Origin of the sequence: Novosphingobium sp. ST904 (genome assembly GCF_001298105.1) — a bacterium.
Lineage (GTDB): Bacteria > Pseudomonadota > Alphaproteobacteria > Sphingomonadales > Sphingomonadaceae > Novosphingobium.
Window position 1 is genome coordinate 1 of the sequence record NZ_LGJH01000107.1, and the last position, 26,378, is coordinate 26,378.

A 26,378-nucleotide genomic window follows, 5' to 3' on the forward strand; every position below is an offset into this window, starting at 1 on the left:
GCCTTTACAAGGCCGAGGTCATCTGGCGGCAGCGATCATGGCCAAGCGTTTCGGCCGTGGAAATGGCAACGCTGCGCTGGGTCGATTGGTACAATAATCACCGGCTCTTCGGCCCTATCGGGCACATCCCGCCCGCTGAGGCCGAAGACAATTACTATGCAGCCCTCGAGAACCTCGATATGGCTGCATAGCCAAATGAAAACTGCCTCCTGAAAACCCGGGGCGCTTCAACGACCTCGTGAACGTGCGTCCGTCAAGCCGTCCTCGCACGGACGTCGCAGCATGAGCGCGCACGACGTTGCCGCCATCGTCATAAGCGTAGGCGCCCTCGCTCTTTCCGGATGGAACTTTGTGCGGCTGGGCCGCGCCCGCCGCGAACTGGATGCGCTCGAGATCCGTGTGCTTGAGATCGTGTGGCGCGAAATCGATGCGGATGCCGTTTGGAAGGCCCCGGAACCGAATAAGACCTACGCCGCGCAGCGCTCCCGCCTCGCTGCGAAACGCAAAGGCGCGATCGTATGGGGACAGCGGGAGGACACCGGTGTTTGACCTATACGTCCCGCACGCGCGGATTTCGCTCGGGTTCCTGCGCCACTTCCTTGAAGTGGGCGTACGCCTTTTCGACAAGATCGGTGATTTCGTCCGAGGACAATCCGTGCGCGGCTTCGCGCTGCTTGAACATGGATGCCCATGTTTCGGTAAGCTGCGCCGCCACAAGCGCTGCAGTGTCTTCGCTGATAGCCATGTAATTCCTCGTGTGCGTGTAGGAACTTGCACGATGGCCGAAGCGGCTGGGGCGTCAAGTCCCAGCCGTAGAGGGCCGGAGGCATGAGCGCCCGTTGCCCACACTGCTCCGGCAACATCGCCGAGGGCGCCCCCGTCACGCGCGGCAAGTGGTGGCTGGGCCCGTCGCTCACCTATTACGACGGTGAGCAGATCACCCTGCCCCGCGCCCATTCGCGCACGCTCTACGCAATCGCCTACGCCAATGGCGAACCGGTGACGCACAACGACCTGCCCAACAGCAGCGCAAGCTCGCTGGCCGGTCATATCCGCGCCCTGCGCCGCACGTTCGGCGACCGCCTGCCCATTCGCGGTTTCGGGAACCGCGGATTCGTCTGGGACGCCCGGGCATGACGCGGCGCGGACACAAGGGCGTTGATGAGCGCGCTGCCAAGCTGCTGGCCCTTCTCACCAAGGCTGCTGCCGAGGGCGCTGTCTGTCCGACAAACGCCGAAATGGCGGGCCTGCTCGATCTGGACAGCTCCAACACGGCTTCCAAGGCGCTGTTGCGGCTGGAAACGCAGGGCGCTGTCACCGTCAAACGGTTCCGGACTTCGCGCATCGTCACCATCACCGCGACCGGGAAGAGCACCGCAGCCGCTCTCCCGCCTGCTCACGTTGATGATGCCGCCGCGACTGATGGCCAGCCGCAAGGCGATGCCGCTCTTCGCCCCAGGCTGAAGCCCTTGAGCGCCGATCGCGAACCCTGCCGCCTGTGCGGTGTGCGCGGCGACATTGGCTGCCGCCACTCGCGCCGCGCTGCGCCAGCCTTCGTGTTTGTCCCCGTTTCTCTTCATTCCGCTGAGGTACCCCAGCTGTGACCCGCACATCCACCGGCCCGAGGCCCGTCTTTTCCGCATCGAACGTCCGCGACGAGATCGCCAACGCCTTGCAGTCCATCAAGGACGCCAACGGCTACACCGACGAGGACCTCGGGCGCGTGCTCGGCAAGAGCGAGGACATGGCCGCCGCCTATCGCAAGGGCACGAGCGGCATGGACGCGTTCAGCCTGCTCGCCGCCTGGCGCGAGTGGAACGGCCCGTTCATCGGTCCGATCCGCCGTTTCGTGGAAGGCAGCCGCCCGGTCGATAGCTGCGACTTCGCCGCGCAGTCAGCCATCCTCAAGGCCGCGCTCGCCTTGGCTGTCGCCCTGGAAGACGGGGACATCGATTACGAGGAAGTGCGCGACAGCCGCGCCGACCTTGAGCGCGCCCGCGACGCCATCGACGCGCAGCTTTCGAAGCTGGTTCGAGCCGCCTGACAAGTTTCGGGTCGGGGGGATGGCGCGCACCCCGGCCTGATGACCTGAATGCGCGCCGGAGTGATGCAAGATGGATCATAACCCCGAAACGGGTGAAATCATAGAGGAGCGCGCCGCCGACGGCGGTCAGCGTTATCCGGCCGCCAACACCCTCAGCGATCTCCTGATGATGCTGAAGGACGGCGCGTTCAATTCTGACAGCAGCGAGCCCCTTCAGGAGTTCGCCCGGAAGCTCGAGGCGGCTGGGGTAGACAGCGACAAGAAGGTCAAGGGCTCCATCACGCTCAAGATCGACGTCGAATTCGACCCAGACCGCGAGTTCTCGGTCCTGACCCCGTCCCTCGCCTTCAAGCTGCCCACCGCCAAGCACGGCGCCACCGTCGCCTGGTTCACCAGCGATGGCCGCCTGAGCCCGAACAAGCCCCGCCAGGGCAACCTGTTCGGCACCATCCGCGAAGTCAGCACCACCGAACCGCGTACCCTGCACGGTTGATCCAAGGACATTGAGCACATGACCCAAGCCACTACCGATACCAGCGTCCTCGCCCTCGGCACTGCCGGCACCGTCGCAGACCGCACTGGCGAATTGATGGACAAGGCCTTCAACTTGGCCGATCGGCATCTGCGCGCGCAGGTTGTGACGGTTACCGACCCTCGCACCGGCACCCAAGCGCCCGTTGCCCTCACTGCCAACGGTGCGCAGCCGCTCAATCCCGATCTGTGGGACGAATACCGCTCGCACCCGCTCTTCCGCAGCGGGACGGCCGTCCTGACCCAGCTGCCCTCGTTCATCGACCTGGTGAACCGTTTCAAGCTGGGCAACTCGGCGATCTTCGCCGTTGACGACTTCAAGAAGCCCTCGCTGACCGCGATCTTCGACTATCACCCCGCCAACGTGGACGAATTCGGCGTCATCCCCGCGTTCCCGGCAGAATCCATGCGCCACAGAGCGACCTATGCCTTCCCGCTTTCCGAAGAATGGAAGGCATGGTTCGGCAAGAATGCCACGCCGATGACCATGGGCGAATTCGCCGCCTTCCTCGAAACGCAGATCGTCGACGTGTCCGAGGATCCGGTGTCCGAATGGTCGAAGCAGGCGCAAGACTTCGCCAAGGCCAATCGCGCGACGACGCCCAGCTCTATCGCCACGCCGACCCGGCTGGTCGATATGTCGCTCAAATTCCGCATCTACGAGACGGCGGAATCCTGCGAAGCAGTGAACCTGACGACCGGCGAGACGCAGTTCGCGTTCGTGTCCGAGCACAAGCAGTCGGACGGCAGGCCCGTCGATTTCCCGAAGCTGTTCTCGATTGCCATCCCGATCTTCGCACGCTCGGCGGACGTCTACCGCATCATCGCCCGTCTGCGGTACCGCCTTAAGGATGGAAAGCCGGTATTCTGGTACGAGCTGTGGCGCCCTGACCTCACCTTCGAGACCGCGTTCAACCAGGCTCTGGAAAAAGTCGGGGCGGAAACCGGCGTGCCGATCTTCACCGGCACGCCCGAAGCGTCGGCGGCCTCGCCCAGCTACGACGGCCGTCCGTTCTAACCATGCTCGGCTGGCTCACCCGCAAGCGTAAGCCGCAGTCGGTCACCCCCGGCGCCGCCCTGGCCAAGATCGGCCATGCGCAGCGCCGGGCGCTGATACACGCCCAAGCGGACAGGATGCGGGCAAACGCAGGCCTTCCTCCCGTGGAGTGGCCCAAGCCGTGAGCATCATCACCCTCCCCTTCCCGCCCTCTTCGCTCTCCGGCCATGCCAAGGGCCATTGGCGCGGCAAGGCTGCCGAAACGAAGAAGTGGCGGCATTGGGCGCACGTCGCCACAAAGGAAGCGCGCGCGCGGGCTCCAGCCGATGGAGACATCATCGTGCGCGTGACCTTCGTGCCGCCCAATCGGCGCAGCGACCGCTCGAACTTCCCGAACCGCCTGAAGCCGGTGCTCGATGGCATCGCAGACGCCCTCGGCGTCAACGACCGGCGGTTCATCCCGCAATATCAGTTTGCCGAGCCCGAGAAGCCCGGGCGGCTGGAAATCACGATTGGTCCTTCGACATGAGCGTTCGTGTCATGACGGAAGTCTGGAACCTCCAGCTTCCCGACAGTCAAAAAATTGTGCTGCTCGCGCTTGCCGACACCGCCAATGACGAGGGCCACTGCTGGCCGTCGATGGCTTCGCTCGCGCGCAAGTGCAGCAAAGGGCAGCGCACGGTGCAGGGCGTCATCAAGACGCTCGTTGCGGCTGGTCACGTTACGCGCCGCGAAGTCGCCGGGCGCGGCTGCGAGTACTGGGTGCATCCGGTCAAAGAAGGCACCCCCGCAAAGGCTGCGCCCCCGCAGAATCTGCGCCGCGCAGCGAATGCGCCCCGCAACCGTCGCGGGGGACCCCCGCAGTCCTTGCGGGACACCCCCGCAGCCGCTGCGGACAAACCGTCAGAGAACCATCAGGAACCGTCATTGGATGCTTCGCATCCTCGTGACGCGCGACCCGCTGACAAGCCTGGCGAGAGCAAGCCGGCGAAGGCCAAGCCGGAAGTTCCCGACTGGATGCCTGCCGAGCCCTGGAACGGATACCTCGAGATGCGGAAGCGCATCGGCAAGGCCCCGACTGACCGGGCCATCGAACTGATGATCGGCAAGCTCGAACGCTGGCGCGCCGAGGGCCACGAACCCGGCGCCATCCTCGACACCGCCACCGAACATAACTGGACCGGCCTTTACGAGCCCAAGGAACCCCGCAATGCCAAACGAAACGATGGAAGCCCGGACGATTGGAGAGGTTCTGCCCGCAGTCACGCCCCTGACCGGCGCGACGGGTTCACTCGATCGCTCGATGAGACAATCGCAGGAGGTCGCGCCAGTTGCGCGCCTGTCGGATGACGAACTTGCCACCGCCGTGGTCGTTGCTGCCGCCCCGCTCCCTGCCCTCGACATGGCCGACAACGTGTTTCTGGCGCAGATCCTTCGCATGATGGACGTCCTCCCTCGTCGCCCCGACGACAGCGTGGGCGGCAAGCTGCGGCACCGAGCTTACGAGCTGGTGATCGGCGGCTATCCGCGCCAAGCGCTCGAGTTCCTCGCCACGGAAACGCTGCGGAGCTGCAAGTTCTATCCCAGCACGACCGAGTGCGTGGAGATCCTGTGTCGTTGGCGCCGTAACGATGACGCTGTTCGCGCCAAGCTCGCGGCGTCTACCGCCTCGCGTCGCGAGCAACAGGCGCGCTTCGACGACGCCATGGTCCGCCTTTCCGCCGGCACCGCCACGCAGGCCGAAATCGATGCCATGCCGGACCAGTGGAAGAGCGTGGGCGAGACGCGCAGCTATCTGTGGCGGCACGAGGACGGAACTTACACCGCGCGGGTGCGCGGGGGCGTGACAGCATGACTGTTCGCAGCTGTCCTTGCCAAGCCGGTTCCGTCGAGACCGGCCCTATCCAGCTCGGGCATGATCGGCCCGGCCTCTACATCAGCGCGTTCGACGCGCTCAGCCTGGCGATGGCCCTTCAAGCGGTCATGCGCCACTCGAACGCCCAGAGCTACCACATGGCGCCCGTCATGGGCCTTCTCCGCCAGCTTCACGCCTGCAACCCACGAACTGGAAACTGCCCCTGATGCCCAAGTCCGACACCCTCGCCGCCATCGCTACCCAGACCAAGCACCGCGCCAGCCGCAAGGATCGCACCCCGCGCGCGATGAAGGCGGATCCCTTCGCCCCGACGCCGGAGCAGCGCGAGCACGCGGTCTACGTCGAACAGGACATCGTGGACGTGAAGGCGAAAGGCCGCGTCACCATCGGCAAAGCTTTCCGCAAGCAGCCGCGCTTCGAAACCATGGAAGGCATCGGGACCGAGCAGCTCAAGGCGTTGCGCTGCTACCGCGCAGCGTTCGACGCGAGCGAGATGTCGGAGACCAAATGCGCGCTAGACGTGCGGCCACGCGGTGCGGCTGGCTCGCACGGCGCAATCTCTGCCATCGAGTCCCGCGCATTCGGCGCGAGCACGTTGCGGGGTATCGAGTGCCAGTTGGGTGCCTTGGTGCACACGCTGCGCGACGTGGCGCTCATGGACCTGACCTTTTCCGAAGCCGCGATGAAGCGCTTCGGCAGCCGTGAGGTCGATTGGATCGACGTCGGGAAAGGCAAGCGCAAGCCGCGCTCGATCGTCAAACTAGCTCCCAAGTCCGGCACGCATCGACAAATCATCAGGGACGAGTTCTTCTCCGGTCTCCGGCTGCTTATCGACGCGGCAGCGCCCTACCTCTCCCGGAAGGCGATCAGATCAGATCGTCAACCGTGACGCCCAGATGTTCGGCCAGATTCTTGAGGGTCTGGACCGAACCTATCCGTTTGCCGCCTTCGATCTGGGCAATCTGAACACGGTTCACACCCGTGGCAGCAGATAGCGCGAGTTGGGTCAGCCCGCGATACTCCCGCCAGACGCGCAGCGGGCTTTCGCCAGCGAGGATGCGCTTTACCAGTTCGGCCGGAACGTACTCGTCTTCACCACGTTCGACAGCAGCCTTCACCCGCTCGGAAGCGCGAAGGTCCGCCAGGTCCTCCGCCGCTTCCTGAAGCGCCTGATATTCCTCGAGCGGGATTGTAACCATCTCACCCATGTAAGCCTCCATCATTCGTAAATGCTGCCACGAGGGCCAATCTTCGTCACTGTCAGCACGACACCATCATTCATGATGACGCGCCAGTCGCCGACACGAAGGCGGATATCGTCGCTTCCCTTGAGGGCCTTGACGTTGTTCGCCTGCGAAGCCGGGTCTGCGGCGTAAGCCTCAACCTTCGACACGATGCGAGCCGACGTATTAGCGGGCATCGAGCGGAGCGTCTTGAGGGCTGAGCGGGCGTAGCGGATCGGCTTCATGAGAGGATATGTAACGCACAGCTACATTGCGGTCAACACAAATGTTACTCATAGCTACATTTAAATACCGGTTGTGCTGGGCACGGAAACAGGGCAAATGGATACAGTTGGAATTTCATGCGCCCGCAGCCGAAAGGTGAGCGGGCGTTGCTGCATCTGGCCTCGCTCTCAACTCCACCGGCCACCATGCCTGCTCGGGTTTCCGCGTCCAGGAGAACCTCCAGTCATGAAGCTCAAGGCTCTCGGCTCTCGCCTTACCGCATTGAAGTCTGGCCTCGGATCGCTCCCGCCCATGGAGCGCAGCGATAGCGCACAGCGCAGCGTCTATTCACCGTGGCGTAAGTGGTACAACACAGCCAGATGGAAGGCTTTGCGCCTCTCCATCTTCGCCCGCGACACCTTCACCTGCCAATGGCCCGGATGCGGACGCCTCGAAGGAAACACCTCCCAACTGGTGGCCGACCACAAAACGCCGCACCGAGGCGACGAGGCTCTGTTCTGGGACGAGGCAAACCTCTGGACCCTGTGCAAGCCCTGTCACGACAGCCGCAAGCAGCGCCAAGAGCTGCGCGACCTGACCCATCGCCGATCCTGACCAGCAACCCCGAAAAATGCCCGCGAGCCCCCGGCTGCCCCGCTCCGGGGGGCGGGTCGAAAATCAAGAGAGCGGTAGGCCTCCAGACCGCCGCCTCTCTCACGCAGAGAAAAAATCCTGGTGGAGCAGCTGGGGTGCGAACTTTCGCCGGAGGTAACGCCCGATGGCGAAACGTAATTCTTCTATCAACTGGCCAGCGATCGAGCGCGAATACTTGGCTGGTGAATGTTCGATCCGGGAAATAGCTGACCGATACGAGATCTCGGACACAGCGATTAGAAAGAAGGCGAAAGCGGAAGGGTGGGAGCGCACAGTTCGCAGTGCGAACCGCCGCGAACCGGAGCTCGCGCCGCCACCCCCACCGCCTTCTGACCCGGAAAATCCTCGCGAGCCCACCGCCATTGCCGACGACGGCCGCAACCTCGTCGGCAGGATGCTCGACGAACTGGACGCGGTCACCAGCCGCCGCGGCGAGCTCGAGGACATGATCGTTTCGGCCACCGAAGACGATCAGGACGACAGTCGCCGGACCGCCATGATGAAGGCGCTCAGCCTGCCCAGCCGGGCGAACACGATGAAAACCTTGGCGCTTGCGCTGAAGACCTTGAACGAAGCGTCGGCACCCCAGGGCAAGAAGGCTGCCCAGCAGGAGAAAGCCAAGGCCATTGGTGGCGGTAGCCGCTTCGCCGCGCTGGGGCCGCCGACGCTGAAAGCGGTGAAATAAGTGGCCACATGGTCCACGGCTTGCCTCGATTGGAAGCGCCGGATCCGCGAACGGAGGTCTCTGATACCCTTTTCGCCACTGTTTCCGGCCTCCGCCGAGGCCAAGATGGCGATTTTCACCTCGCTCAAGATCGTCGATTTGGGCATCAACCCGGCAACTGGCGAGCATTTCACGATCGGCGAGACGGCTGGCGAGTGGCTTCTGGACTTCGCAGCGGCCATTTTCGGAGCCTATGATCCGGAAACGGGTGAGCAGAAGATCCGCAAGGGCCTCCTCCTCGTCTCGAAGAAGAACACGAAGTCGACGATCGCGGCGGGCATTATGCTCACCGAGCTCATCGCCGGGTGGCGGCCGTCCGACGAAAACCTGATCCTTGCCCCTACGATCGAAGTCGCCGGCAACAGCTTCAAGCCTGCCTGCGACATGATCCGAAACGATGAAGAGCTGGACGCGCTGCTTCACATCCAAGAACATGTTCGGCTCATCACCAACCGGAACACCAAGGCGACCCTGAAGGTCGTCGCCGCTGACAGCGCCACCGTCTCGGGTAAGAAAGCCAGCCGCGTTCTGATCGACGAGCTGTGGTTGTTCGGGAAGAAGGCCAATGCCGACGGCATGTTCCGGGAAGCCACCGGCGGCCAAGTGTCGAGGCCAGAAGGCTACACGCTTTATCTGACGACGCAGTCGGATGCTCCGCCCGCTGGCGTGTTCAAGGACATGCTAACTTACGCGCGCGACGTGCGAGACGGCATTGTCGAAGATCCGGAATTCCTCGCGGTGCTCTACGAGTTCCCCGAGGAGATGGTTGCAGCGGACGAGCATCTCGACCCGGCCAATTTCTACATCACGAACCCGAATCTGGGGCGCTCGGTCAGCCAGAAGTGGCTGGTCAGCGAGTTTAGGCAAGTCGAGAACGCCGAAGACGGCACCAAGCAAGTTTTTTACGCAAAGCACCTGAATGTCGAGATCGGAGTTGGCCTCAGACACGATGCCTGGATCGGCGCCACATACTGGCTCGGTTCAATCGCGCCGAAGGACCTCTGGGACGGGACGCTGGGGCACATGCTTCAGATTTGCGAGGTCATCGTTGCAGGCGGCGACGGCGGCGGGCTCGACGATCTTCTCGGACTGGCCTTGCTGGGAAGGCACCGCGAGACGAAGCAATGGCTCCTGTGGTGCCGGGCGTGGGCTCAACTGGACGTATTCGAGCGCCGCAAGGACATTGTCACCAAGCTCAACGAGTTCATCGCCGAAGGGACGTTGGTGAAATGCACCAGCCCCACGCAAGACCTTGTGGAAGTCGCCGATATTCTCGTCCAAGTCCGCGACGCTGGATTGTTCCCGGAGCAGGCGGCTATCGGGCTCGATCCTCAGGGAATCACGGCGCTTGTCGACGAGCTGGCCGGTAGAGGTTTTACCGCTGAACAGATGCTGGCGGTGAGCCAGGGGTTCAGGCTTTCCGGCGCGGTCTGGGGCACCGAGCGCAAGCTCAAGGACGGCACAATGCTCCATGCAGGCCAAGCGCTCATGACCTGGTGCGCAGGCAACGCGAAGTCCGAACAGCGGGGCAATGCGGTGCTCATCACGAAGCAAGTCGCCGGCAAGGCAAAAATCGACCCCCTCGTCGCATCGTTCAACGCGGTCATGCTGATGACCCGCAACCCGGAAGGATCAGGTGGCGGCATGGATGACTACCTTTCGGCGATGAAGGCCAGGGCAGCATGAACTTCACCATCGGCCGGGGATTCGGCCGCAAAATGATGCGTGGACTTCGGACCGCGCTGTCTCTGCTTGCGCCCTCGGCGTGGAAAAGCGTGTTCGGCGCCCCTTCATACGCCGGAAAATCCGTTACCGCGACCAACGCGCTGACCCTATCGACTGTCTGGGCATGCGTGCGACTGGTGTCGGGCACCATCTCGTCGCTGCCGTTCATGGTTTATCAGGATGGCGCGGGCGACAGCCGCGCGGTTTACAAGGCCCATCCGCTCTACGCGCTACTCCATGACAGTCCGAACGCGGATCAGACCGCACTCGATTTCTGGCAATTTATGTGCGTCAGTCTCGAGCTTTGGGGAGACGCATTCGCCCGCATCACCCGCGGGCGCGGCGGGAAGATTGTCGCGTTAACCCCGCTCCGGCCGGAAGCGGTTCAGGCACGAAGGACCATCGACGGCCCGATCAGGTATCGTTTCACGGATGGCGGCCAGGCGTTCGACGTCGGACAAGACGAGATGTTCCACGTCCGTGGCTTTGGCGGCTCGCCGCTTGGTGGCCTCTCGACGCTGGCATTTGGCCGGCACTCGTTCGGGTTGGCGATGGCCACAGACGAGGCGGCGGCCCAGATTTACAAAAACGGCCTGCGCCCATCCGGCGTGCTGACCACCAAGGACAACGCCACGCTGAAGAGGGAGCAGCGAGAGGACCTTTACAAGTACGTCGTCGAGCCGTTCGCCGGGGAGAACAACGGTCGACCGTTGGTGCTTGAGGCCGGCCTGACCTGGCAGGCCATCGAGATGAAGGCGGGCGATGCCCAGATGATCGAGAGCCGCCAGTTCTCGGTTGAGGATGGCTGCCGGTGGTTCGGAGTTCCGCCCCACCTGATCGGCCACACCGCCGGGAATACTCAGCTGGGCAGCAGCATCGAGCAGCAGACGCTTGGCTGGCTGATGTTTGGCCTGCGCGAGCGCCTGAAGCGGATCGAGCAGGCGATCATGAAGCAGTTGCTGACGCCAGCCGAGCGCCTCACGATCACCGTCGAAATCAACATTGAAGGATTGCTGCGCGCCGATAGCGCCGCGCGCGCCTCTTTCTACTCCCAGCTCGTGCAGAACGGGATCATGACCCGCAATGAGGTCCGCCGCCTCGAGAACCTGCCGCCGCTGCCCGGCGGCGATGATCTGACGATTCAGTCCAACATGATCCCCGCCGGGAAGCTGGGTGAAATCACGAGCACCGGTAGCGAAGCAGCTCGCCGGTCGATGATGGACTGGCTGTTCCCCGAAGGATTGCCCGCTTTGAAGCAGAAGGAAAACGCGTGATGCTGATGCACCACAAGCATGGTCAGCTGAAGGTCCGTGACTTCAGCTTATCGATCAAGGCCGGCGACGTGGCCGACGATGGTTCGTTCGAGGGCTACGGATCAGTGTTCGGCGGCGATCCCGACAGCTACGGCGAGATTGTTGCCAAGGGCGCGTTCCTTGAAAGTCTCGGCGAGCTGAAGGCGAAAAACCGGATTGTGCCAGTCCTCTGGCAGCACCGCACTGCCGAGCCCATCGGCGTTTACGACTTCCTCGAGGAAGACGGCCACGGCCTCAAGGTCAAGGGCCGCTTGCTGAAGGATGACGTCGCCCAGGCACGTGAAGCGCATGCCTTGCTGAAAGCGGGTGCCGTTACGGGCCTGTCGATCGGCTACTGGGTGCGCCAGTCCACCTACGACGAAAAGACTGGCATACGCACGCTCCACAAGCTGGATCTCGTCGAGGTCAGCCTGGTGACTTTCCCCGCGAAGGATGACGCGCGCGTCGAGGCCGTGAAATTCAAGCTCGAGCGGGGCCAGCTTCCCACCAAACCCGAATTTGAGAAGGCACTGCGCGAGGCTTTCCCCTTCTCGAAGACTCAGGCTGCGGCAATCGCCAGCCATGGCCTGGATCATCTGCTCCGGAGTGAGTCCGTGGGCGCCGGCGACATCAAATCCATTTCCGACGCCATCGCAGGCTTTGACCTGCCCAAGCTCTGAAGGAACGAAAATGAAGCATCCCGCCATCCTGGCCGCCTCGAGTGCGGCGCACTTGCCATGGGCGGCATCGTCTCGCCCGAGTATCGTCCGCCGGAGTTCGGCCGCAAGGGCGAAGGCGACGACATCGACGTCAAGCAGCTCTCGCGTGAGCTGAAGGCCGCAACCGACAAGGTCAAAGAGTTCGCCGAAGACGCCAAGGGCCGCTTCGAAAAGGGAGAACAGCTCTCGACCGCCGCAAAGCAGAGCGCCGACGAGGCTCTCGTTAAGTTCAACGAACTCTCTGCGACGATGACCGAAATCGAGCAGAAGCTGGCTCGCCGCGGTGGCGGTGAGGGCGAAAGCGAGCGCAAGTCGGTTGGCCGCTTGTTCACCGAGGCCGAAGACGTGAAGTCGTTCATGGAACGAGCGCCCTCCAAGGGGTCTGTCCAGTTCGGCACCAAGGCGCTGATTACCAGCCTCACCACCGACGCCAACGGGTCCGCCGGCGACCTCATCATTCCGGACCGACAGGACGGCATCGTGGCTCCGCCCGAGCGTCGCATGACCGTACGGGATCTGCTTACGCCCGGCCGCACTTCGTCGAACTCGATTCAGTTCGTCCAGGAGACGGGCTTCGTAAACGCCGCCGCGACCGTCGCCGAAGGCATCCTCAAGCCGCAGTCGGATATCAAGTTCGACCTGCTCACCAAGCCGGTGGCGACGATCGCGCATTGGGTCCAGGCATCCAAGCAGATCCTGGCCGATGCTCCCATGCTCGAAAGCTATGTGGATGGCCGCCTGCGGTATGGCCTTGCCTATGCCGAAGAGCTTCAGCTGCTCAAGGGCGACGGTACCGGCAGCAATCTGCTCGGGATGATCCCCCAGGCAGTTGCCTATAGCCCGCCGCTCACGGTCCCCGCTGACGCGACCATGATCGACATGCTTCGCTACGCCATGCTGCAGGCGGTACTCGCCGAGTATCCGGCCACTGGCCATGTGCTCAATCCCATCGATTGGGCCCGCATCGAGACCATGAAGGATACCATCGGAGGCTACATCATCGGTGACCCGGCCGATGGCGCTGCGCCTCGCCTCTGGCGGCTGCCGGTCGTGGAAACGCCGGCGATGACGGTCGACAAGTTCCTGACCGGGGCGTTCAAGCTCGCCGCGCAGGTTTTCGACCGTGAGGATGCAAGCGTGGCACTCAGCACCGATGACCGCGACAACTTCGTTCGCAACCTCGTGACCATCCTCGCGGAAGAGCGCCTCGGTCTGGCGGTCTACCGCCCCGAAGCCCTCGTGTACGGCGATTTCGGCAACGTCACTTAACTCGGGAGGGCGGGAGTGATCCCGCCCGAACGGCGGCTGGCGCGTGCGACGCCGCGTAGGTTGCGCCTGCGCCAGCCTCCCTTCGGTACCGAACAGGAGAACCCAATGGCAGTCATCAAGGTGCTTCGCGACTACTGCGGCGAAGAGGGTACGGACGTAGACAAGAACGTCTTTGCAGACAGCAAGCACACCGTCACGCGCGCCCGAGCGGCCGCGCTTTTCGCCTCGGGACTCGTCGAGATCGTCAGCGACGAAGCGCATCCCGACGATGACAAGGACAGCGAGGCCGTGGCGGAAGGAAAGAACGAACCGGAGCCGATTACCAGCAAGCCCGCGCCGAAGCCGCGGAACAAATCGGTAGCAAAGGCGGCCGACAAGCAGAGCGACCAGGCCTGAACATGCGCGTCGTCGTCGTTACGCCCCCCGCACCGGTGGTTACCCTTGATGAGGCGAAATCACACCTGCGCGTGCGGCATAACGACGAAGACGCTCTCATCGAAGCCTACGTCACTGCCGCAACGGCCCACATCGATGGTCCGGCCGGCTGGCTTGGCCGTTCTATCGGCGAGCAAGTGCTGGAAGCAAGGTTCAGCTTGATCTTCGAAGGCAACGCGAATGAGATTCGCCTTCCTTTCGGTCCAGTGGTTGAACTGGTCGGCGTTCGGTATCGCGATTATGACGAGACCGAGCAAGACGCTGACTTGGCGGATTTCGAACTGGCAGGAGACACACTGCGCCGGCCGGGTCGTCCTTCCCTTTGGGAAGGTGGCTCACTCCGCGACGAGGCCGCGACAGTCCAATATCGAACTGGCTACGCAGAGCCGCCCGCACCGATCCGAGCCGCCATTCTTATGATGGTCGGAGACCTCTACGCGAACCGCGAAACAGTGGCCATTGGCGCCAGTGCAGCGGCGATACCCATGAGTACCGCGCCAGCGCGGCTACTCTCGCTCTATCGGGTATTCACCTGATGACGGCTGGACCTCGCGACAAGCTGGTGACGCTCCAGCGGTACACTGCAACCGAGGACGATTACGGCGAAGATCAGCCGATGATTTGGCCCGAGTTTGGCCGGGAGTGGGCGCGCATCATCTGGGGGCGACGATCCGAGCGCCGTGAGGCCGCGCAGATGCAGGCCCAGCAGGCTGCGACCATCCAGGTGCTGGACAACAGCAGCACGCGGAGCCTTCGCGCACAGGATCGGTTCGCGTGGAACGGCATGATCTTCGATATCGCCGCGCCGGGCGTACCGGTGAACCGGGGTGAACTCGAGTTCGTCGTGACGGCGGCCGCGTCATGACGATCAAGCTCAAGGTTACGGGCTTTCGCGAGCTGGAGCGCGCGCTTGCCGAGGAGTTGCCAAAGGCTACCGCGCGCGCCGTTCTGCTGCGCACCGCGAAGAAGGTCATGGAGCCGGTCCGCGAGGGCATGGCGCGCAAGGCTCCGAAGAACACTGAAGAGCTGGCGAAGGGCATGAAAACGCAGGTCGTGAAGGCCAAGCGTCAGTCTCGCAACCGTTTCGAACGATCGTCGGGCGTCTCGGTCAATACCGGCCCAAGCACCGCATCGCAGGAAGGCGGTAACCCAGCATGGCAGGAATTCGGCACGGAAAAGATGCCGGCGCACCCATATGCCCGGCCCACCGCCGACGAGGAAGGTCCCCGCGTGATCGAGGCAGTTAGGGAGGAACTGACGGCACAGATAGACAAGGCGAAAGTCCGGATCGCGAAGCGCGCAGCACGGAATAGGCTCTGATCATGGCGGATATGCAAAAAGCCCTGCGCGCCCGTATCCTGGGCGCGGGCATCGTTCCGCGCGTGATCTGGGGCCGGAAGGTTCCGCAGGGCACGGCGCTGCCATATCTCCAGCTTTTCGCAGTCAGTGATCCGCGACCCGGCCATCTCAAGGGCTACAACGGCGGGCGGACAACCCGTGTTCAGGCCGATTGCAAGGCCGAGAGTTACGCCGAGGCAAAGGCCATGTCGGACGCTCTCGTTCCACTCCTAGCCGCTCCGGCCACGGTCGACGGCATCAAGTTTGGCCACACCAAAGCTGAAGGGCCGCAGGACCTCGGCGAGGACACTGCGGCCGGTTTCGTTCACCGGATGAGCTTGGACCTGCTCGTCTGGCATAGTTCTGTATAGGTCCCGGAGAAATCGAAATGGCCGAAACGCAGGACGCCGCCGTTGGCTACGGCGGCGAGTTCCACCTTGGCAACCCCGCGACCCTGAAGGAATGCGAGCAGGTCACCGGCTTCGACATTCCTGGCGAAGGCGCGCGGGAACAGGCGGAAAAGACGCACCTCAAGTCGCCGAACTGGCGGCGCGAGTACCTGAGCACCTTCTATGAGGATTCGGACTTCGAAGTTACGCTCAACAGCCGCCCGCTGTCGGATACCGACACCCTGCTGGCTTCGGCGAACAAGACGGGTGACATTCGCCCGTTCAAGGCCGTGCTGCCGGAGAATGGCCTTCCTGTCGCCCAGATCACCGGCACCGCCAAGTGCATCGGCTATGTCCGGGGCACCTTGAGCGCCGATGGCGTCACGGAGGCCACCGCGACCTTCCGCGTCGTGACGGTCGCCGATGTCGAGGAATACGAGGCCCCGGCACCCTGATGGCAAACCTTCTGAAAGGCGAGGTCCCGCTGATCCTGTCGGATAAGCGGGAGTTCACCCTCGTATTCGATATGGATGCCCTGATCGAGGCGGAGGGCGTCTACCGGAAACCCATGCACGTGATGGCTGCCGATGCCAGTGCCGGCTTCATGGGCGCGACGCGCGCCATGCTTTTCGGGGCGCTTCAGGCGCATCATCCCGGCGTGAGCCTGAAGGATGTGTCGGAAATGCTGAAAGGCGACACCCTCGCCATCACCGAGGCCCTGACCAAGGCGCTTGACCAGTCCATGCCCCCGCCTGCGAAGGCGAGTGCGGGGGGAAAGGCGGCGGTCGCTCCCCGACCTGGGAGGACCTCTGGCGCCAATGGTGCGAAGCGCAGCTCGACCCGGACGGCTTCTGGCGGGTGACGCCCCGCAACTTCCTGCTGATCGTCGGAGCCCGGCTCAAGGGTTCAGGCGATCACGCCCTTTCGATCGGTTGGCATGCAGAGTCGTTTGCCCGCACCAAGCGGCTGAAACCGCTCGCCAAGCTGCTGACGCCCGAGCCCACCCGTGAACAGAAGCGCGCCGCCGGGTCCAGCAAGGTCCGGGCGATGTTCCGCAACATGAAACGCAATCAGGAGAAGCAGGCCGATGGCACTGGGTGACGTGATCGCACGCCTTGCAGTCAACCTGACCATGGATACTGCCGCGTTCGAACAGGGCGCGGACGTTGCTGAGAAGCGCCTGGCGCAGTCGGCAAAGAACATCGACAAGCTCGGCCAGAAGATGAAGGGAATCGGCGAGAAGCTGTCTCTCAGCTTCACCGCGCCGTTCGCTGCACTGGTAGCATTGGCCGATGATGCAAAGGGCCTGAAGGCGGCCGCGCAGGTTGCCGGCGAAACGTTCGAAGCTTTCCAGCGCGGCGCGGCATCTGCAAAGTCCATCGGCGTCGATTACGAGAAGTTCGGCGATATCCTGAAGGATACGCGAGAAAAGCTGGGTGACTTCGCTGCCAACGGTGGGGGCGAGCTGGCGGACTTCTTCCAGAACGTTGCGCCCAAGGTTGGCGTGACGATCGACATGTTCCGCGACCTTTCGGGTTCGCAGGCCTTGCAGCTCTACTATGACAGCCTGGTGAAAGCCGGCGTGCCGCAGCAGCAGATGGTCTTCTATATGGAGAGCATCGCCGACGAAGGATCCGCGCTGATCCCGATCCTGCGCGACAACGGCAAGGCCATGAAGGAAATCGGCGCGAATGCTGCGGTGATTTCCGAAGATGATGCGGCGAGCCTGGAGAAGTACACCGAGGCGCAGACCGCACTGGCGAACGCCTTCACCAAGCTGAAAGTGGCTATCGCGAACACCGGCATCGTCGACGTGGTCACGGCGATGGTGGATGCCTTTGCCGGGCTGGTCGACTGGTTTTCCGAGCTTCCGCCGGGATTGCAGCAGATTGGTGTCGCCATCGGGGCCGTTGTGCTGGCGGCAGGTCCGCTGCTGGTGGTGTTTGGCACCATCATTTCCAGCGGTTCGACGCTGTTTGCGGCGCTGGGGTCGATCGGTGCCTCCATGGCGTCTGTGGGGACCGTTTCCGGCGCCCTTACCGTGGGCCTTGCAGCGCTGCGCGCGGCGATAGCTACGCTGGTTACTTTCATCGGGCCGTGGGGCATCGCTCTTGCAGCTATCGGTGTGGCACTGGGCGTCGTCATCGCCGCTGTCGTCAGTGCATCCAAGGCGGACAAGGCATATTCAGCGGCGCTGGCAGCTGCGACGGAAGCTTCGAAGAAGGCGGAAAAGGCCGCCACCGATCTTGCGTCAGCGCATGGGAAAGCCCGTGAGGAAGCGCTGAAACTGGCGAAAGCCGAAGCTGAAAACATCAAGAAGAAGCTCGAATCCGCGCGCGCATCTGTAAAGCTTGCGCAGGCCGAACTGATCCGCGCGCAATCATACCAGGCCGCCCAAGCTTCTGCCGCAGCGAGCGCTGGCGGCACTGCCCCGGGGCTGACTAGCGGCATAATGCGCATGCGAGGCGATGCGACCGCCAACAAGGCGAACGAGAACCTGAAGGCGGCGCAAGATACCGTGGCCAGCCTCACGGCATCCCTGGAGAAGGTGCAGAAGGCCATCGACGCGCCGGAAGCTCCGATCTTCACGTCTGCCGTCAAACCGGACAAGTCGAAGGGCGCCAAGGCCAGCAAGCCAACGATGGCAACTGCCGAGGAGCAGCAGCGCGAGCTGGACAGCCTTGCGATGGAAGAGCTTCGCGCGCGGCAGGAGATCGCCACCAGCGCCGAGGAGCGAGCCGACCTTTCGCAGCAGCTGCTCGACATGGAAAAGGCGCAGCGGATCGAGGAGATCAAGTCCGACAAGACGCTGACCGACGCGCAAAAGAAGGCGCGACTTGATGCCATTGCCCGGCTGTATGGACCGGATTCGTCGGAAGGCGAGATCGTGGTCAGTCCCGGTCTCTATGACAAGAAGCTGCAGCAGGAGATCGCCGACGAACAGGCGCAGTTGGCAAACGACATGCTGGCCCGCCAAGCCGGCACGCTAGATGCCATGGCCGACATCGAGCCGAACACGCGCGAACGGGCGCGGCTTGAGGCGGAATCTCTGGCATTGCAGCAGAAGATCCAGCGTAATTTACTGGAGCAGGACATCGCCAACGGCCGTATTGCAGACGCTGACACGGCCCGGGCCCAGTTGGCAACCCAGCAGGCGGCCGAACGGCAGCGTCAGTCGGTCCAGAACATGTCGCCGGTTGAGCGCTATCGCTACGATCTTCAGTCTTCTGTCTCCAACATCAATGACGCGATGGAAAACGTTCAGGTCGACGCGATGGACGGCCTTGTGGACGGGATCTCGAAAGCGATCTCAGGCACGCAAAAGCTGGGTGACGTTTTCAAGAACGTCGCCCAGCAGATCATCGCCGATCTTGTCCGCATCCAGCTTCAGAAGGCGATCGTCGGTTCATTGTCGAACGCGCTGGGCGGGCTTGGCAGCCTGTTCGGCGGCGGCACTTCGATCAATGGCGTCAGCGGTTCGTCGTTTCTCGGCGGGCTCGCCATGGAAACGAACGACTGGGTCGCTGCCGGGGCGCCGCTGAGCCTGAACGCCTACGCGACGGGTACCAGCAATGCAGCCCGCGGGCTCGCCCTGGTAGGCGAGCGCGGGCCGGAACTGGTCAATTTCAGCGGCGGCGAGCGTGTCTACAAGAACGCCGATACCAAGACGATGATGGGCGGCCGCGCCGCCTCGCAGACGATCATCCACATGAGCGGCGTCATGACGAACGACGAGTTCTGGTCGACCGTGAATGATGTCTCGACCAGTAACGCGAATAGCGCCGTGACCGCCGGTCGTCAGCGAGATGCGCGGCGCACCACCAGGAAGCTGGGCCGATGATCGACCTTTCAAGCCTGGAGTGCAGTGGCGCTACGGTTACCCTGCTGGATTGGGGGGCCATGCACGAGCCAACGCTTGGCGGCATCACGCAGCGCGTCGGCCGTCTTGGTTCCCGCTTCTCGATCGAGTTCAGCACGCCGGCGATGCTGGTCGAATCAGAGGGGCGGAGAGCGATTGCCTTGCTCCAGCAGGCCCAGCGCCTTGGTGGACGCGTTCTCTATCCGCAGGTTGAATTTTCTGTCGGTGCGCCCGGCGCGCCTGTTGTGGCTGGCATCCATACCGGTGGCACCACTCTTGCGGTAACCGGCGCAACGCCGCGTTATGCCATCCGCGCAGGACAGGCACTGAACCTGACTGTCTCCTCCCGAAGCTATCTCTATTTCGCGGCCGACAACGTGATGCTGGACGGGGCTGGCACTGGTTCCGTCCCGCTCACCACGCCCATGCGGACGCACCTTGCGGGGGGAGAGGCCGTGAACCTCGCTGCTCCCGTCGTCGAGGGATGGCTCGATGGTAGCGAGCGCTCTTGGACTCTGGAGCTGGCCCGCACAGTCGGTCTCAAATTCACAATTACGGAGCGAGCATGACTGCCTTATCGCCCGCGCTCGATGCGGAACTGACGAACGACAACGTTACCGTGTTCAATGCTTTGACGCTGTCCGTAGATGGGAAAACCCTGCGCCTGCTCGACGGGTCGGCCCAGTTGCTCGTCGGCGGCAACCTCTATTCCGGCGAGGACGAAACATACGGTTCGTGGGCTGGCATGGACAGCTTCGAGGATGGCAGCGGCGATGAAGCGCCCGGGCTGTCGATCGCCCTCAATCCCGCATCGGACGCGGCCGTCCTGACGTTGTCCGGGCCGGACATGCAGGGCGAGTCCGTGCAAATCCACGTCGGCGCGCGCAATGATGCGACCGGCGCGGTGATCGGGGAGCCGTTCCTGCTGTTCGACGGCGAAGTGGACGTGACCAAGCACGAGTTCGGCAAGAACATGCTGCAGGTAAGCCTTGACTGCGTGGGAGGCATGGAGCGCCTGTTCTTCGACGACGAGGGCCTGCGCCTCGCGCCGAGCTTCCACCAGCAGGCCTGGCCCGGGGAAACCGGCTTCAACCACGTCACTGGCATCCGGGACACCATCTACTGGGGCGCGAATGCCCCGACGCGCTCGGTCGGATACACCGTCGTCAGCGCCTGGAGGACAATCGTTTCATGAACCTTGCAGAGCGCAGGGATATCACCGCGGCCACGCTGGAGAGGTTCGCGGGCAAGCCGTTCGCCTTCGGTTCGTGTGATTGCGGCCTGCTGGTGATCAGCCACCTGAAGGCTATGGGCTGGAAGATCCGCACCGGTGGCACATGGAAGTCGGCGCTGGCGCTGAAGCGCTTCCTTGCCCGGCACGGCGGCACCGGCGCGGCCTGCATCGACAGCTGGGGCGTACCGCGCATCCCGCCGGCGGGCGCGATCATCGGCGACATTGTTGAAATCGATGGTGAACCGCCGTTCGGCGCGTTCGGCATCTGCCTTGGCAACGGACGCATCCTTGCCTTTCATGAAGATGTGGACAGCGCCGCCGTGATCCAGCCCACAACGCCGCCGATCGCGGCCTGGCGGACCTGATGGCAAAGGCTCTGCGCATTGCCGCGATGGTGGTGGCCATTGCCGCAGCGATTCCAACCGGGGGCACTTCGCTGTTGGGCGCCGGTCTGGCCGTCAGCGCCAGCACCGCCGCCATGATCGCGACGGCCGTGAGCGTTGCTTCCAGCCTCGCTTCTGCCCTGATGGCAAAGCCGCCGGCCATTCAGGGCGGGCAGACCGAATGGCAGAGCGATCCCAACGGGCCGATACCCATCGTGTTCGGGGATACGCTGGTCGGCGGGTCGGTGGTGTACCGCAAGACCGGGGGCAAGAAGAACAAGTACCAGTTCCTGTGCTCGGTCATTTCAGGGTGCGGCCCGATCACCGCGATCGACCAGACGCTTGTCGATGACACCGCCACCACCTTCCTCGGCTACAACGCCGTGGGCGATCTGAACGACTGGGTTTACCAGCGCACGCAGCTGGGTGCTTGCCCGGAAGCCGCGGCGCTGATCCCGACCGGGCCGTGGACCTCGCTTCCCGGTTGGAACGCCGCCAGCAAGATGTCCGGCTATGCGGCAGCCATGAATGTCTTCGTCTTCGACGGCAAAGGCAGCCATACGTTCACGCAGGTGCCGACGATCCAGTGGCGGGTGCGCGGCGTGAAATGCTACGACCCTCGCCAGGACAGCACATATCCCGGCGGCTCGGGCACGCAGCGCGCCAACGACGCTTCGACATGGGCCTTCAGCCGCAACGGATGGATTCAGGCGCTGACATTCGCGCTGGGCTGGTTCCAGGGCGTGAACGAGATCCGCGTGGGCGGAGTGGGCATGCCGATCACCTCGATCGACATCGCTTCATTCGTGGAGGCGGCGAACATCGCCGACGCCAATGGCTGGCTTTCCGGTGGGCGCACCCAGTCAACCGACACCAAGTGGGACGTCCTGAAATCCCTGTGCCAGGCCGGCGGCGGGGAACCGGTGCGGCACGGCGCGACCTTGTCCGCCATGATCAACACGCCGCGCGTGCCCATCGGCACCATCACGCGCAACGACCTGATCGGCAATGCCTCCGTCACGACGACGCAGACCCGGCGCGACCGGATCAACGGCATCATCCCGACCTATCGCAGCGAGGATCATCAGTTCGCGCAGGTCCCCGCCGGCGTCGTGCGCAATTCCAGCTACCTGGCGCAGGATGGCGGGATCGAGCGGACGAAGGAAATCACGTACCCTATGGTGCAGTGCTATGCCGGGCAGCGGCCCGACCAGGCTGCGCAGATCGCCGGGTATGACATTGCCAACGCGCGCGAGGCGGGACCCATCGTGTTCCCCCTGAAGCTGCGCTGGCTCGGCTACAAGGCGGGGGACTGCCTCTCGATCGAGAACACGCCCGAGTTCGGCTATATGGCCGGCAAGGACGTGATCGTGCTGCGGCGGCAGCTTGATCCGGACACCGCCAGCGTGGTGCTTACCTTGCGGCAAGAGACGCCGGGCAAGCACGTCTGGGCGCTGGGCCTAACGGGCGTGGCCGCTCCCACGACGGACAAGAACCCGGTTCCCGAGGCCGCCGCACCGGATGCGACCGAGTGGACCTATTCCACCCATGTCGAATACCTGGGCGGCGTGCCTACCGGGACGATCGAGCTTTCCGGCGCCGTTGACGATGCCGGCGCATCCTCGGTCCTGATCGAATATCGGGAGAGCGGAACGACCACGTGGATGCAGGCCGCGCAGCTTCCGGTTTCGGCAACCAGCTTCGAGCTGATGGGGCTTTCCGTTTCCCGTACCTATGACGTGGCTGTCAGCTACTATTCGGAGCATCGCCTCGTCTTCACCGGCATCGGCTTCGATTACACCCCGGCCGTCCCCACGGCCACGGGCGTGACAGCCAGCACCGCAATCAACCCGCCGGTCGTTTCGTGGCAGATGCCGGAAATCACGGGGTGGGCCACGGCTGTTGTCTATCGCGGCACCAGCGATGACGAAGCGGCCAGCGCGGCCGTGTCGCCCCCGCAGACCGGCGGCCTGTTCGAGGCGAAGACCTTCGAAGACGCAGCGCTTACGCCCGGAACCTACTGGTGGTGGGTTCGCATCTTCGACGGCGATGGCAATCAGCTTTCAATCTCGGCTCCAGCGACCGGGACCGTGGCCTGATCCGGCCGCCCCTTTCCCTCACGAGGTAGGCAAATGCCCATTCAGCAGCTCAATGCGGCGCGGAACATCGAGTTCGCGCCGACTATCAACGTGGACTATCCCGGCGCGGATTTGCCGCTGGCCGGCGCCGTCATCTCCATGCAGGTGCGGCTCTATCCCGGTGCGGCAGGCGATCCGGTCGCCGCCGATGCCGCGATGACATTCGCGGACGGTGTCCATCCTTCCGAAGACGGGTGGCGGCGCCTGGTCATCAATCCCGTCATCGCGAAGGACGTGCTGGCCGCCATGCCGGGCCTCAACCAGCCCGATCCGGGCGATTCCCAAACCTTCGCTTACGAAATCAAGATCACCTACGCCGATGGCATGCAGGACAGCCTGCTCACCGGCGAATTCGTCCTCGCGGCCGGAGTCGACTACACATGAGCTACCTGACCAAGCAGCTGACCGTCACCGTCGCCGGACTTCGCGGGCCGGGACTTTCTGAAGATGAACTTGAAACAATTGAGGCTGCCAAAGATGAGGCGGTCAGCCAGGCTGGCCGCGCTGAAGGCGCGGCCGCTCTTGCTACTTCAGCCGCATCATCTTTGAACGCGGACGCTCCATCGATTGGCCGTGCCAATGATCCCATAAATGGTTCGACAGCGGGCAACTTCGCCTATGTCATCGGGACTGCAGTCGGGCAGGCGAATAATCTGCGGCAGATCAAACTGTATGCCAGGGGTGCTGGAACTGTACAGATCGCGCGGTACACGGCAGCAACAGGCGGGACGCGGCTCGGCATTTCCAGCTCGATCGTAATTGCATCAGCGGGGTTGAAAACCCTGACATCTGCTGATTTCGGCTATTTTCCGGTCAATCCCGGCGAATTTCTGGCCATCTACGCCAATGGTGTTCTTGGCTTCACGTCCAACCCGACCGAGGCACCGCTTTACCAGTTCACGGCAGACCTTCCAGTGAGCGGCACCGCTACCGCCGTTAGCAGCTCGAACATTCGACTCGAGGTTCAATTCATCTGCGCGATGTCCGTCACCCTTCCCGAATTCACGACAACCACGGCTAATGCAAAGACCGCGGCTGCTGGCGTCTCTCTCTTGCAAGGTACTAACGCGGCGGCCCTAGGCCGACCGATCGGCGCCGCGCTTGTTACCGGGACTGGGGCGGCATCGAACAATTATCTTGCATACAGCCCATTACCGGTCGCAACGACTATTACGAGCGTTGATATTTTCGCGGTAGGCACGGGGACGCTTTACTTTTCAACGTGGTCCCTGTCCGGCGGAAACTTCACTCGAACTGGGATCGTTTCGGCACCGGTCGCGGCGTTCGGACAAGTCAATATCCCGATCAACCTTTCCGTTGCGGCTGGCGAGTATCTTTGCTTCTACAGTGCTACCGCAATTGTCGCTTACGTGACGGGATCGATGGACAGTTCCTATCGGTTCCTCGGTGGAACAGATACGTTGACCGGCCCGGTGACGGGTGGGACGGCGCGTAATAATTTCCTTTTCCAAATCCGTTATAATTACCGAGTGCCGGGCCAGTCGGTCACTGCGGCTATTGTGGATGCATCGTTTGCCGATGTGAATGCGAAGCTCGCCGTAGCCCAGGCCCAGATCGGTGCCCTGCAAGCGCAGGTGGCAGAGGGAAACTATGGTGGCAGCGCGCCAATCCCGCTCGCTGCCGGCGACAAGCATGCGTTGCTCGGCTCGGCCGGGTGGATTGGCATCCACCCCTACGGCGAAAGCTTGGCTATGGCGGACTACGCGAAACCAGCGCTCTCGAACACGCAGCCGTATTACAACCTAACCTTTGGCAGCGGCGTGAGGTCTGGGAAGCCGGGCAACTCCTATGGCGCGGTGAACACCACTCCGGGAACATCGACCACGAAACCGTTGATCGAAGAGGACGCATCAACTGGCGCTCCGGCCTCCGATGGCCATACGACCGATGGCGAAACGATTATGACCGGCATGGCGTCGACGATGGTTGAGCGCGCTGCCATCGAGAACGATATTTTGCCCTCTCAACTAATCGTTTTCGGGTCTGTTACGGGTCATGGCGGCTATCGCATGTCCCAGCTCCAGAAGGGCGCGTCGTGGTATAACAATCTGATTGACCACGCGAAGGAAGCGGCTGCGCGGGCAGTTGCGGCCGGCAAAAACTATCGCTGCCTCGCCGTCCCACTTCGCCTTGGCGTGAACGACGCTGGTGCTGGAACGACGCGGGCTGCCTACGCGGCAGCCATGGTTCAGTTGCAGGCAGATATCTCCGCAGACATTCTCGCCGGAATTAACCCGATCCTTACCGCGGGAGGCTTTGCCGCACAGACCGCGCCGGTACACATGCTGTTCAACCAGTCAGGCAGCGGCGCCACCATTGCCGCATATGGCGAGATCGTCTTGGCGCAGTACGACGCATGCAACACCAACCCCGCCCGAATTCATTTCGTCGGGCCGACTCACCATCTCCAGACCACGGCCGACACGCTGCATGAAACGAACGTGTCGCAGCTTCGGATGGGCCGGCGCTATGGCCGGGCAGGCAAGCAACTGCTTGTCGATGGCAACAAGCCGGACTGCATCTGGCCGATCTCTGCTTTCGCTCGCGGTGCAACGCTGCGCGTGAAGTTCCGGGCTCCCAAGTTCCCACTTATTCTGAATACCGCACTGCTCGGGACATTCACGGACATGGGATTCAAGGTCACCGATGACACCGGTACGCTTGCACTGACGAGCTTTGCAATCAGTACCAGCGGTGATGAAGTCGTAATCACCCTCGATCGCACCGTGACGACCAATCCTGTCGTTCGGTATGGCTGTGACTACAAGTCCAGCATTTCCACGTTTGGCACTTCCGCTGGGGGACCTATCACTGATAGCACTCGAAACACTACAACCATCAGCGGGGTCACCTATTCGGAACCCCATTTGGCACCGCAGTTTGATATGAAGATTATTGCCCTTCAGGCGCAGGCTTGATGCGGCCTACTGCGCCCTCACCAAGCCTCGTCCTTGTAGCAATCTTCGCACGGCTGCGTTTCTGTGCAGCGTGCGATGCCGTGAGAGCAAATATGCGCGGGCTTTGGGATAAGGCCGAGGAATTGTCGGATGAGCATAAGCAGAGGCATTTCAGGGTGATATCTGACTTTGAAACGGGGGCCAAGGCTCGTCATGCACGATACACCTGATCCGGCCTCGATGAAGGCCGTTATCGACAGGCTCGAACGGGGGGACCGCAAGTTCGACGAAATGGCCGAGTTCAACCATGCGACCGACGCGAAGGTAGAGGCGTTGGCCGCCGCGATCGCCAAGATCAGCGAGGCGGTTCAACCGATCCAGGACATCAAGACTGACGTCGAGAAG

Annotated in this window: 36 protein-coding genes and 1 pseudogene; 34 read left to right on the forward strand and 3 right to left on the reverse strand. The window is 63.0% G+C overall.

Going from position 1 to position 26,378, the window contains the following annotated elements; all coding sequences use genetic code 11:
• Nucleotides 1-191, forward strand: a pseudogene (locus ADT71_RS03800) (IS3 family transposase); the annotation flags it as partial.
• Between the two features lie 91 nt (nt 192-282).
• On the forward strand, nt 283-549 hold the full coding sequence (locus ADT71_RS03805; protein WP_054435290.1) for a hypothetical protein: 267 nt from the start codon (nt 283-285) through the stop codon (nt 547-549).
• A gap of 1 nt (nt 550) precedes the next feature.
• Here ADT71_RS03805 and ADT71_RS03810 read toward each other — a convergent pair whose 3' ends face one another.
• Entirely contained in the window at nt 551-745 is a 195-nt protein-coding gene (locus tag ADT71_RS03810; RefSeq protein WP_054435292.1) for a hypothetical protein, read from the reverse strand.
• Between the two features lie 83 nt (nt 746-828).
• Between ADT71_RS03810 and ADT71_RS03815 the strand changes: the two genes are divergently transcribed.
• The 10 genes from ADT71_RS03815 (at nt 829) to ADT71_RS03860 (ending at nt 6,337) form a co-directional block, all read left to right on the forward strand.
• Nucleotides 829-1,137, forward strand: a complete 309-nt coding sequence (locus ADT71_RS03815) for a hypothetical protein (protein ID WP_054435294.1) — start codon at nt 829-831, stop codon at nt 1,135-1,137.
• Complete coding sequence (locus tag ADT71_RS03820) at nt 1,134-1,604, forward strand: hypothetical protein (protein WP_054435295.1); 471 nt, start codon at nt 1,134-1,136, stop codon at nt 1,602-1,604. Before ADT71_RS03815 ends, ADT71_RS03820 begins: the two co-directional genes overlap by 4 nt.
• Nucleotides 1,601-2,044 (forward strand): hypothetical protein, encoded by a 444-nt coding sequence (locus ADT71_RS03825; RefSeq protein ID WP_054435297.1) that lies wholly within the window; start codon nt 1,601-1,603, stop codon nt 2,042-2,044. The genes ADT71_RS03820 and ADT71_RS03825 overlap by 4 nt, the downstream gene beginning before the upstream one ends.
• 70 nt (nt 2,045-2,114) lie before the next feature.
• On the forward strand, nt 2,115-2,537 hold the full coding sequence (locus tag ADT71_RS03830) for a hypothetical protein (protein WP_054435299.1): 423 nt from the start codon (nt 2,115-2,117) through the stop codon (nt 2,535-2,537).
• Nucleotides 2,538-2,555: 18 nt separating this feature from the next.
• Nucleotides 2,556-3,593 carry a DUF2303 family protein gene (locus ADT71_RS03835; RefSeq protein ID WP_054435301.1) on the forward strand — a complete coding sequence of 346 codons (1,038 nt, stop codon included), beginning with the start codon at nt 2,556-2,558 and terminating at the stop codon, nt 3,591-3,593.
• Nucleotides 3,594-3,753: 160 nt separating this feature from the next.
• Nucleotides 3,754-4,101 carry a hypothetical protein gene (locus tag ADT71_RS03840; RefSeq protein ID WP_231635553.1) on the forward strand — a complete coding sequence of 116 codons (348 nt, stop codon included), beginning with the start codon at nt 3,754-3,756 and terminating at the stop codon, nt 4,099-4,101.
• Nucleotides 4,098-4,922 (forward strand): helix-turn-helix domain-containing protein, encoded by an 825-nt coding sequence (locus ADT71_RS03845; protein WP_082370137.1) that lies wholly within the window; start codon nt 4,098-4,100, stop codon nt 4,920-4,922. The genes ADT71_RS03840 and ADT71_RS03845 overlap by 4 nt, the downstream gene beginning before the upstream one ends.
• Nucleotides 4,876-5,427: a hypothetical protein gene (locus ADT71_RS03850; RefSeq protein WP_054435305.1), complete on the forward strand. Its 552-nt coding sequence runs from the start codon at nt 4,876-4,878 to the stop codon at nt 5,425-5,427. The genes ADT71_RS03845 and ADT71_RS03850 overlap by 47 nt, the downstream gene beginning before the upstream one ends.
• Nucleotides 5,424-5,654 carry a hypothetical protein gene (locus tag ADT71_RS03855; protein WP_054435307.1) on the forward strand — a complete coding sequence of 77 codons (231 nt, stop codon included), beginning with the start codon at nt 5,424-5,426 and terminating at the stop codon, nt 5,652-5,654. Before ADT71_RS03850 ends, ADT71_RS03855 begins: the two co-directional genes overlap by 4 nt.
• Complete coding sequence (locus tag ADT71_RS03860) at nt 5,654-6,337, forward strand: hypothetical protein (protein WP_054435309.1); 684 nt, start codon at nt 5,654-5,656, stop codon at nt 6,335-6,337. The genes ADT71_RS03855 and ADT71_RS03860 overlap by 1 nt, the downstream gene beginning before the upstream one ends.
• On the opposite strand, the gene ADT71_RS03865 is transcribed toward ADT71_RS03860, so the two are convergent.
• Both ADT71_RS03865 and ADT71_RS03870 read right to left on the reverse strand, forming a co-directional pair.
• Nucleotides 6,315-6,656 (reverse strand): helix-turn-helix transcriptional regulator, encoded by a 342-nt coding sequence (locus tag ADT71_RS03865; RefSeq protein ID WP_054435349.1) that lies wholly within the window; start codon nt 6,654-6,656, stop codon nt 6,315-6,317. The two genes, ADT71_RS03860 and ADT71_RS03865, sit on opposite strands and share 23 nt — an antisense overlap.
• 11 nt (nt 6,657-6,667) lie before the next feature.
• Complete coding sequence (locus ADT71_RS03870; protein ID WP_054435311.1) at nt 6,668-6,916, reverse strand: type II toxin-antitoxin system RelE/ParE family toxin; 249 nt, start codon at nt 6,914-6,916, stop codon at nt 6,668-6,670.
• 226 nt (nt 6,917-7,142) lie between these two features.
• Here ADT71_RS03870 and ADT71_RS03875 point away from each other — a divergent pair, with 226 nt between their 5' ends.
• The 22 genes from ADT71_RS03875 to ADT71_RS03980 form a co-directional block, all read left to right on the forward strand.
• Complete coding sequence (locus ADT71_RS03875) at nt 7,143-7,511, forward strand: HNH endonuclease (RefSeq protein ID WP_054435313.1); 369 nt, start codon at nt 7,143-7,145, stop codon at nt 7,509-7,511.
• A gap of 163 nt (nt 7,512-7,674) precedes the next feature.
• Nucleotides 7,675-8,235, forward strand: coding sequence for a hypothetical protein (locus tag ADT71_RS32790; RefSeq protein ID WP_231635554.1), 561 nt, complete (start codon nt 7,675-7,677; stop codon nt 8,233-8,235).
• Between the two features lie 105 nt (nt 8,236-8,340).
• The gene (locus ADT71_RS03885; protein WP_231635555.1) at nt 8,341-9,960 is read left to right on the forward strand and encodes a terminase large subunit; all 1,620 of its coding nucleotides are present in this window, start codon (nt 8,341-8,343) and stop codon (nt 9,958-9,960) included.
• Nucleotides 9,957-11,273 carry a phage portal protein gene (locus ADT71_RS03890; RefSeq protein WP_082370138.1) on the forward strand — a complete coding sequence of 439 codons (1,317 nt, stop codon included), beginning with the start codon at nt 9,957-9,959 and terminating at the stop codon, nt 11,271-11,273. The genes ADT71_RS03885 and ADT71_RS03890 overlap by 4 nt, the downstream gene beginning before the upstream one ends.
• Nucleotides 11,273-11,971, forward strand: a complete 699-nt coding sequence (locus tag ADT71_RS03895; protein WP_197282905.1) for an HK97 family phage prohead protease — start codon at nt 11,273-11,275, stop codon at nt 11,969-11,971. Before ADT71_RS03890 ends, ADT71_RS03895 begins: the two co-directional genes overlap by 1 nt.
• A gap of 57 nt (nt 11,972-12,028) precedes the next feature.
• Entirely contained in the window at nt 12,029-13,279 is a 1,251-nt protein-coding gene (locus tag ADT71_RS03900) for a phage major capsid protein (RefSeq protein ID WP_231635556.1), read from the forward strand.
• Between the two features lie 15 nt (nt 13,280-13,294).
• Nucleotides 13,295-13,675 carry a hypothetical protein gene (locus ADT71_RS03905; protein ID WP_054435319.1) on the forward strand — a complete coding sequence of 127 codons (381 nt, stop codon included), beginning with the start codon at nt 13,295-13,297 and terminating at the stop codon, nt 13,673-13,675.
• A gap of 2 nt (nt 13,676-13,677) precedes the next feature.
• The gene (locus tag ADT71_RS03910; RefSeq protein ID WP_082370139.1) at nt 13,678-14,250 is read left to right on the forward strand and encodes a head-tail connector protein; all 573 of its coding nucleotides are present in this window, start codon (nt 13,678-13,680) and stop codon (nt 14,248-14,250) included.
• On the forward strand, nt 14,250-14,579 hold the full coding sequence (locus tag ADT71_RS03915) for a head-tail adaptor protein (protein ID WP_054435323.1): 330 nt from the start codon (nt 14,250-14,252) through the stop codon (nt 14,577-14,579). Before ADT71_RS03910 ends, ADT71_RS03915 begins: the two co-directional genes overlap by 1 nt.
• A complete protein-coding gene (locus ADT71_RS03920; RefSeq protein WP_054435325.1) occupies nt 14,576-15,034 on the forward strand; it encodes an HK97-gp10 family putative phage morphogenesis protein in 459 nt (152 codons plus the stop codon). The genes ADT71_RS03915 and ADT71_RS03920 overlap by 4 nt, the downstream gene beginning before the upstream one ends.
• A 2-nt stretch (nt 15,035-15,036) precedes the next feature.
• Nucleotides 15,037-15,423: a DUF3168 domain-containing protein gene (locus ADT71_RS03925; protein ID WP_054435327.1), complete on the forward strand. Its 387-nt coding sequence runs from the start codon at nt 15,037-15,039 to the stop codon at nt 15,421-15,423.
• A 17-nt stretch (nt 15,424-15,440) separates the two neighbouring features.
• The gene (locus ADT71_RS03930; RefSeq protein WP_054435329.1) at nt 15,441-15,896 is read left to right on the forward strand and encodes a phage tail tube protein; all 456 of its coding nucleotides are present in this window, start codon (nt 15,441-15,443) and stop codon (nt 15,894-15,896) included.
• Nucleotides 15,896-16,303 carry a hypothetical protein gene (locus ADT71_RS03935; protein WP_054435332.1) on the forward strand — a complete coding sequence of 136 codons (408 nt, stop codon included), beginning with the start codon at nt 15,896-15,898 and terminating at the stop codon, nt 16,301-16,303. Before ADT71_RS03930 ends, ADT71_RS03935 begins: the two co-directional genes overlap by 1 nt.
• A complete protein-coding gene (locus ADT71_RS03940; protein WP_054435333.1) occupies nt 16,300-16,542 on the forward strand; it encodes a hypothetical protein in 243 nt (80 codons plus the stop codon). The genes ADT71_RS03935 and ADT71_RS03940 overlap by 4 nt, the downstream gene beginning before the upstream one ends.
• On the forward strand, nt 16,529-19,282 hold the full coding sequence (locus ADT71_RS03945; protein WP_054435335.1) for a phage tail tape measure C-terminal domain-containing protein: 2,754 nt from the start codon (nt 16,529-16,531) through the stop codon (nt 19,280-19,282). The genes ADT71_RS03940 and ADT71_RS03945 overlap by 14 nt, the downstream gene beginning before the upstream one ends.
• On the forward strand, nt 19,279-19,869 hold the full coding sequence (locus ADT71_RS03950; protein WP_054435337.1) for a hypothetical protein: 591 nt from the start codon (nt 19,279-19,281) through the stop codon (nt 19,867-19,869). Before ADT71_RS03945 ends, ADT71_RS03950 begins: the two co-directional genes overlap by 4 nt.
• A complete protein-coding gene (locus tag ADT71_RS03955; protein ID WP_054435339.1) occupies nt 19,866-20,495 on the forward strand; it encodes a hypothetical protein in 630 nt (209 codons plus the stop codon). Before ADT71_RS03950 ends, ADT71_RS03955 begins: the two co-directional genes overlap by 4 nt.
• The gene (locus ADT71_RS03960; protein WP_054435340.1) at nt 20,492-20,899 is read left to right on the forward strand and encodes a hypothetical protein; all 408 of its coding nucleotides are present in this window, start codon (nt 20,492-20,494) and stop codon (nt 20,897-20,899) included. The genes ADT71_RS03955 and ADT71_RS03960 overlap by 4 nt, the downstream gene beginning before the upstream one ends.
• Complete coding sequence (locus ADT71_RS03965) at nt 20,899-23,016, forward strand: hypothetical protein (protein WP_054435342.1); 2,118 nt, start codon at nt 20,899-20,901, stop codon at nt 23,014-23,016. Before ADT71_RS03960 ends, ADT71_RS03965 begins: the two co-directional genes overlap by 1 nt.
• A gap of 33 nt (nt 23,017-23,049) precedes the next feature.
• Nucleotides 23,050-23,439, forward strand: coding sequence for a hypothetical protein (locus tag ADT71_RS03970; protein ID WP_054435344.1), 390 nt, complete (start codon nt 23,050-23,052; stop codon nt 23,437-23,439).
• A complete protein-coding gene (locus ADT71_RS03975; RefSeq protein ID WP_054435346.1) occupies nt 23,436-25,994 on the forward strand; it encodes a hypothetical protein in 2,559 nt (852 codons plus the stop codon). The genes ADT71_RS03970 and ADT71_RS03975 overlap by 4 nt, the downstream gene beginning before the upstream one ends.
• Nucleotides 25,995-26,186: 192 nt before the next feature.
• A partial coding sequence (locus tag ADT71_RS03980; protein WP_156336466.1) for a hypothetical protein occupies nt 26,187-26,378 on the forward strand: 192 nt, incomplete at its 3' end.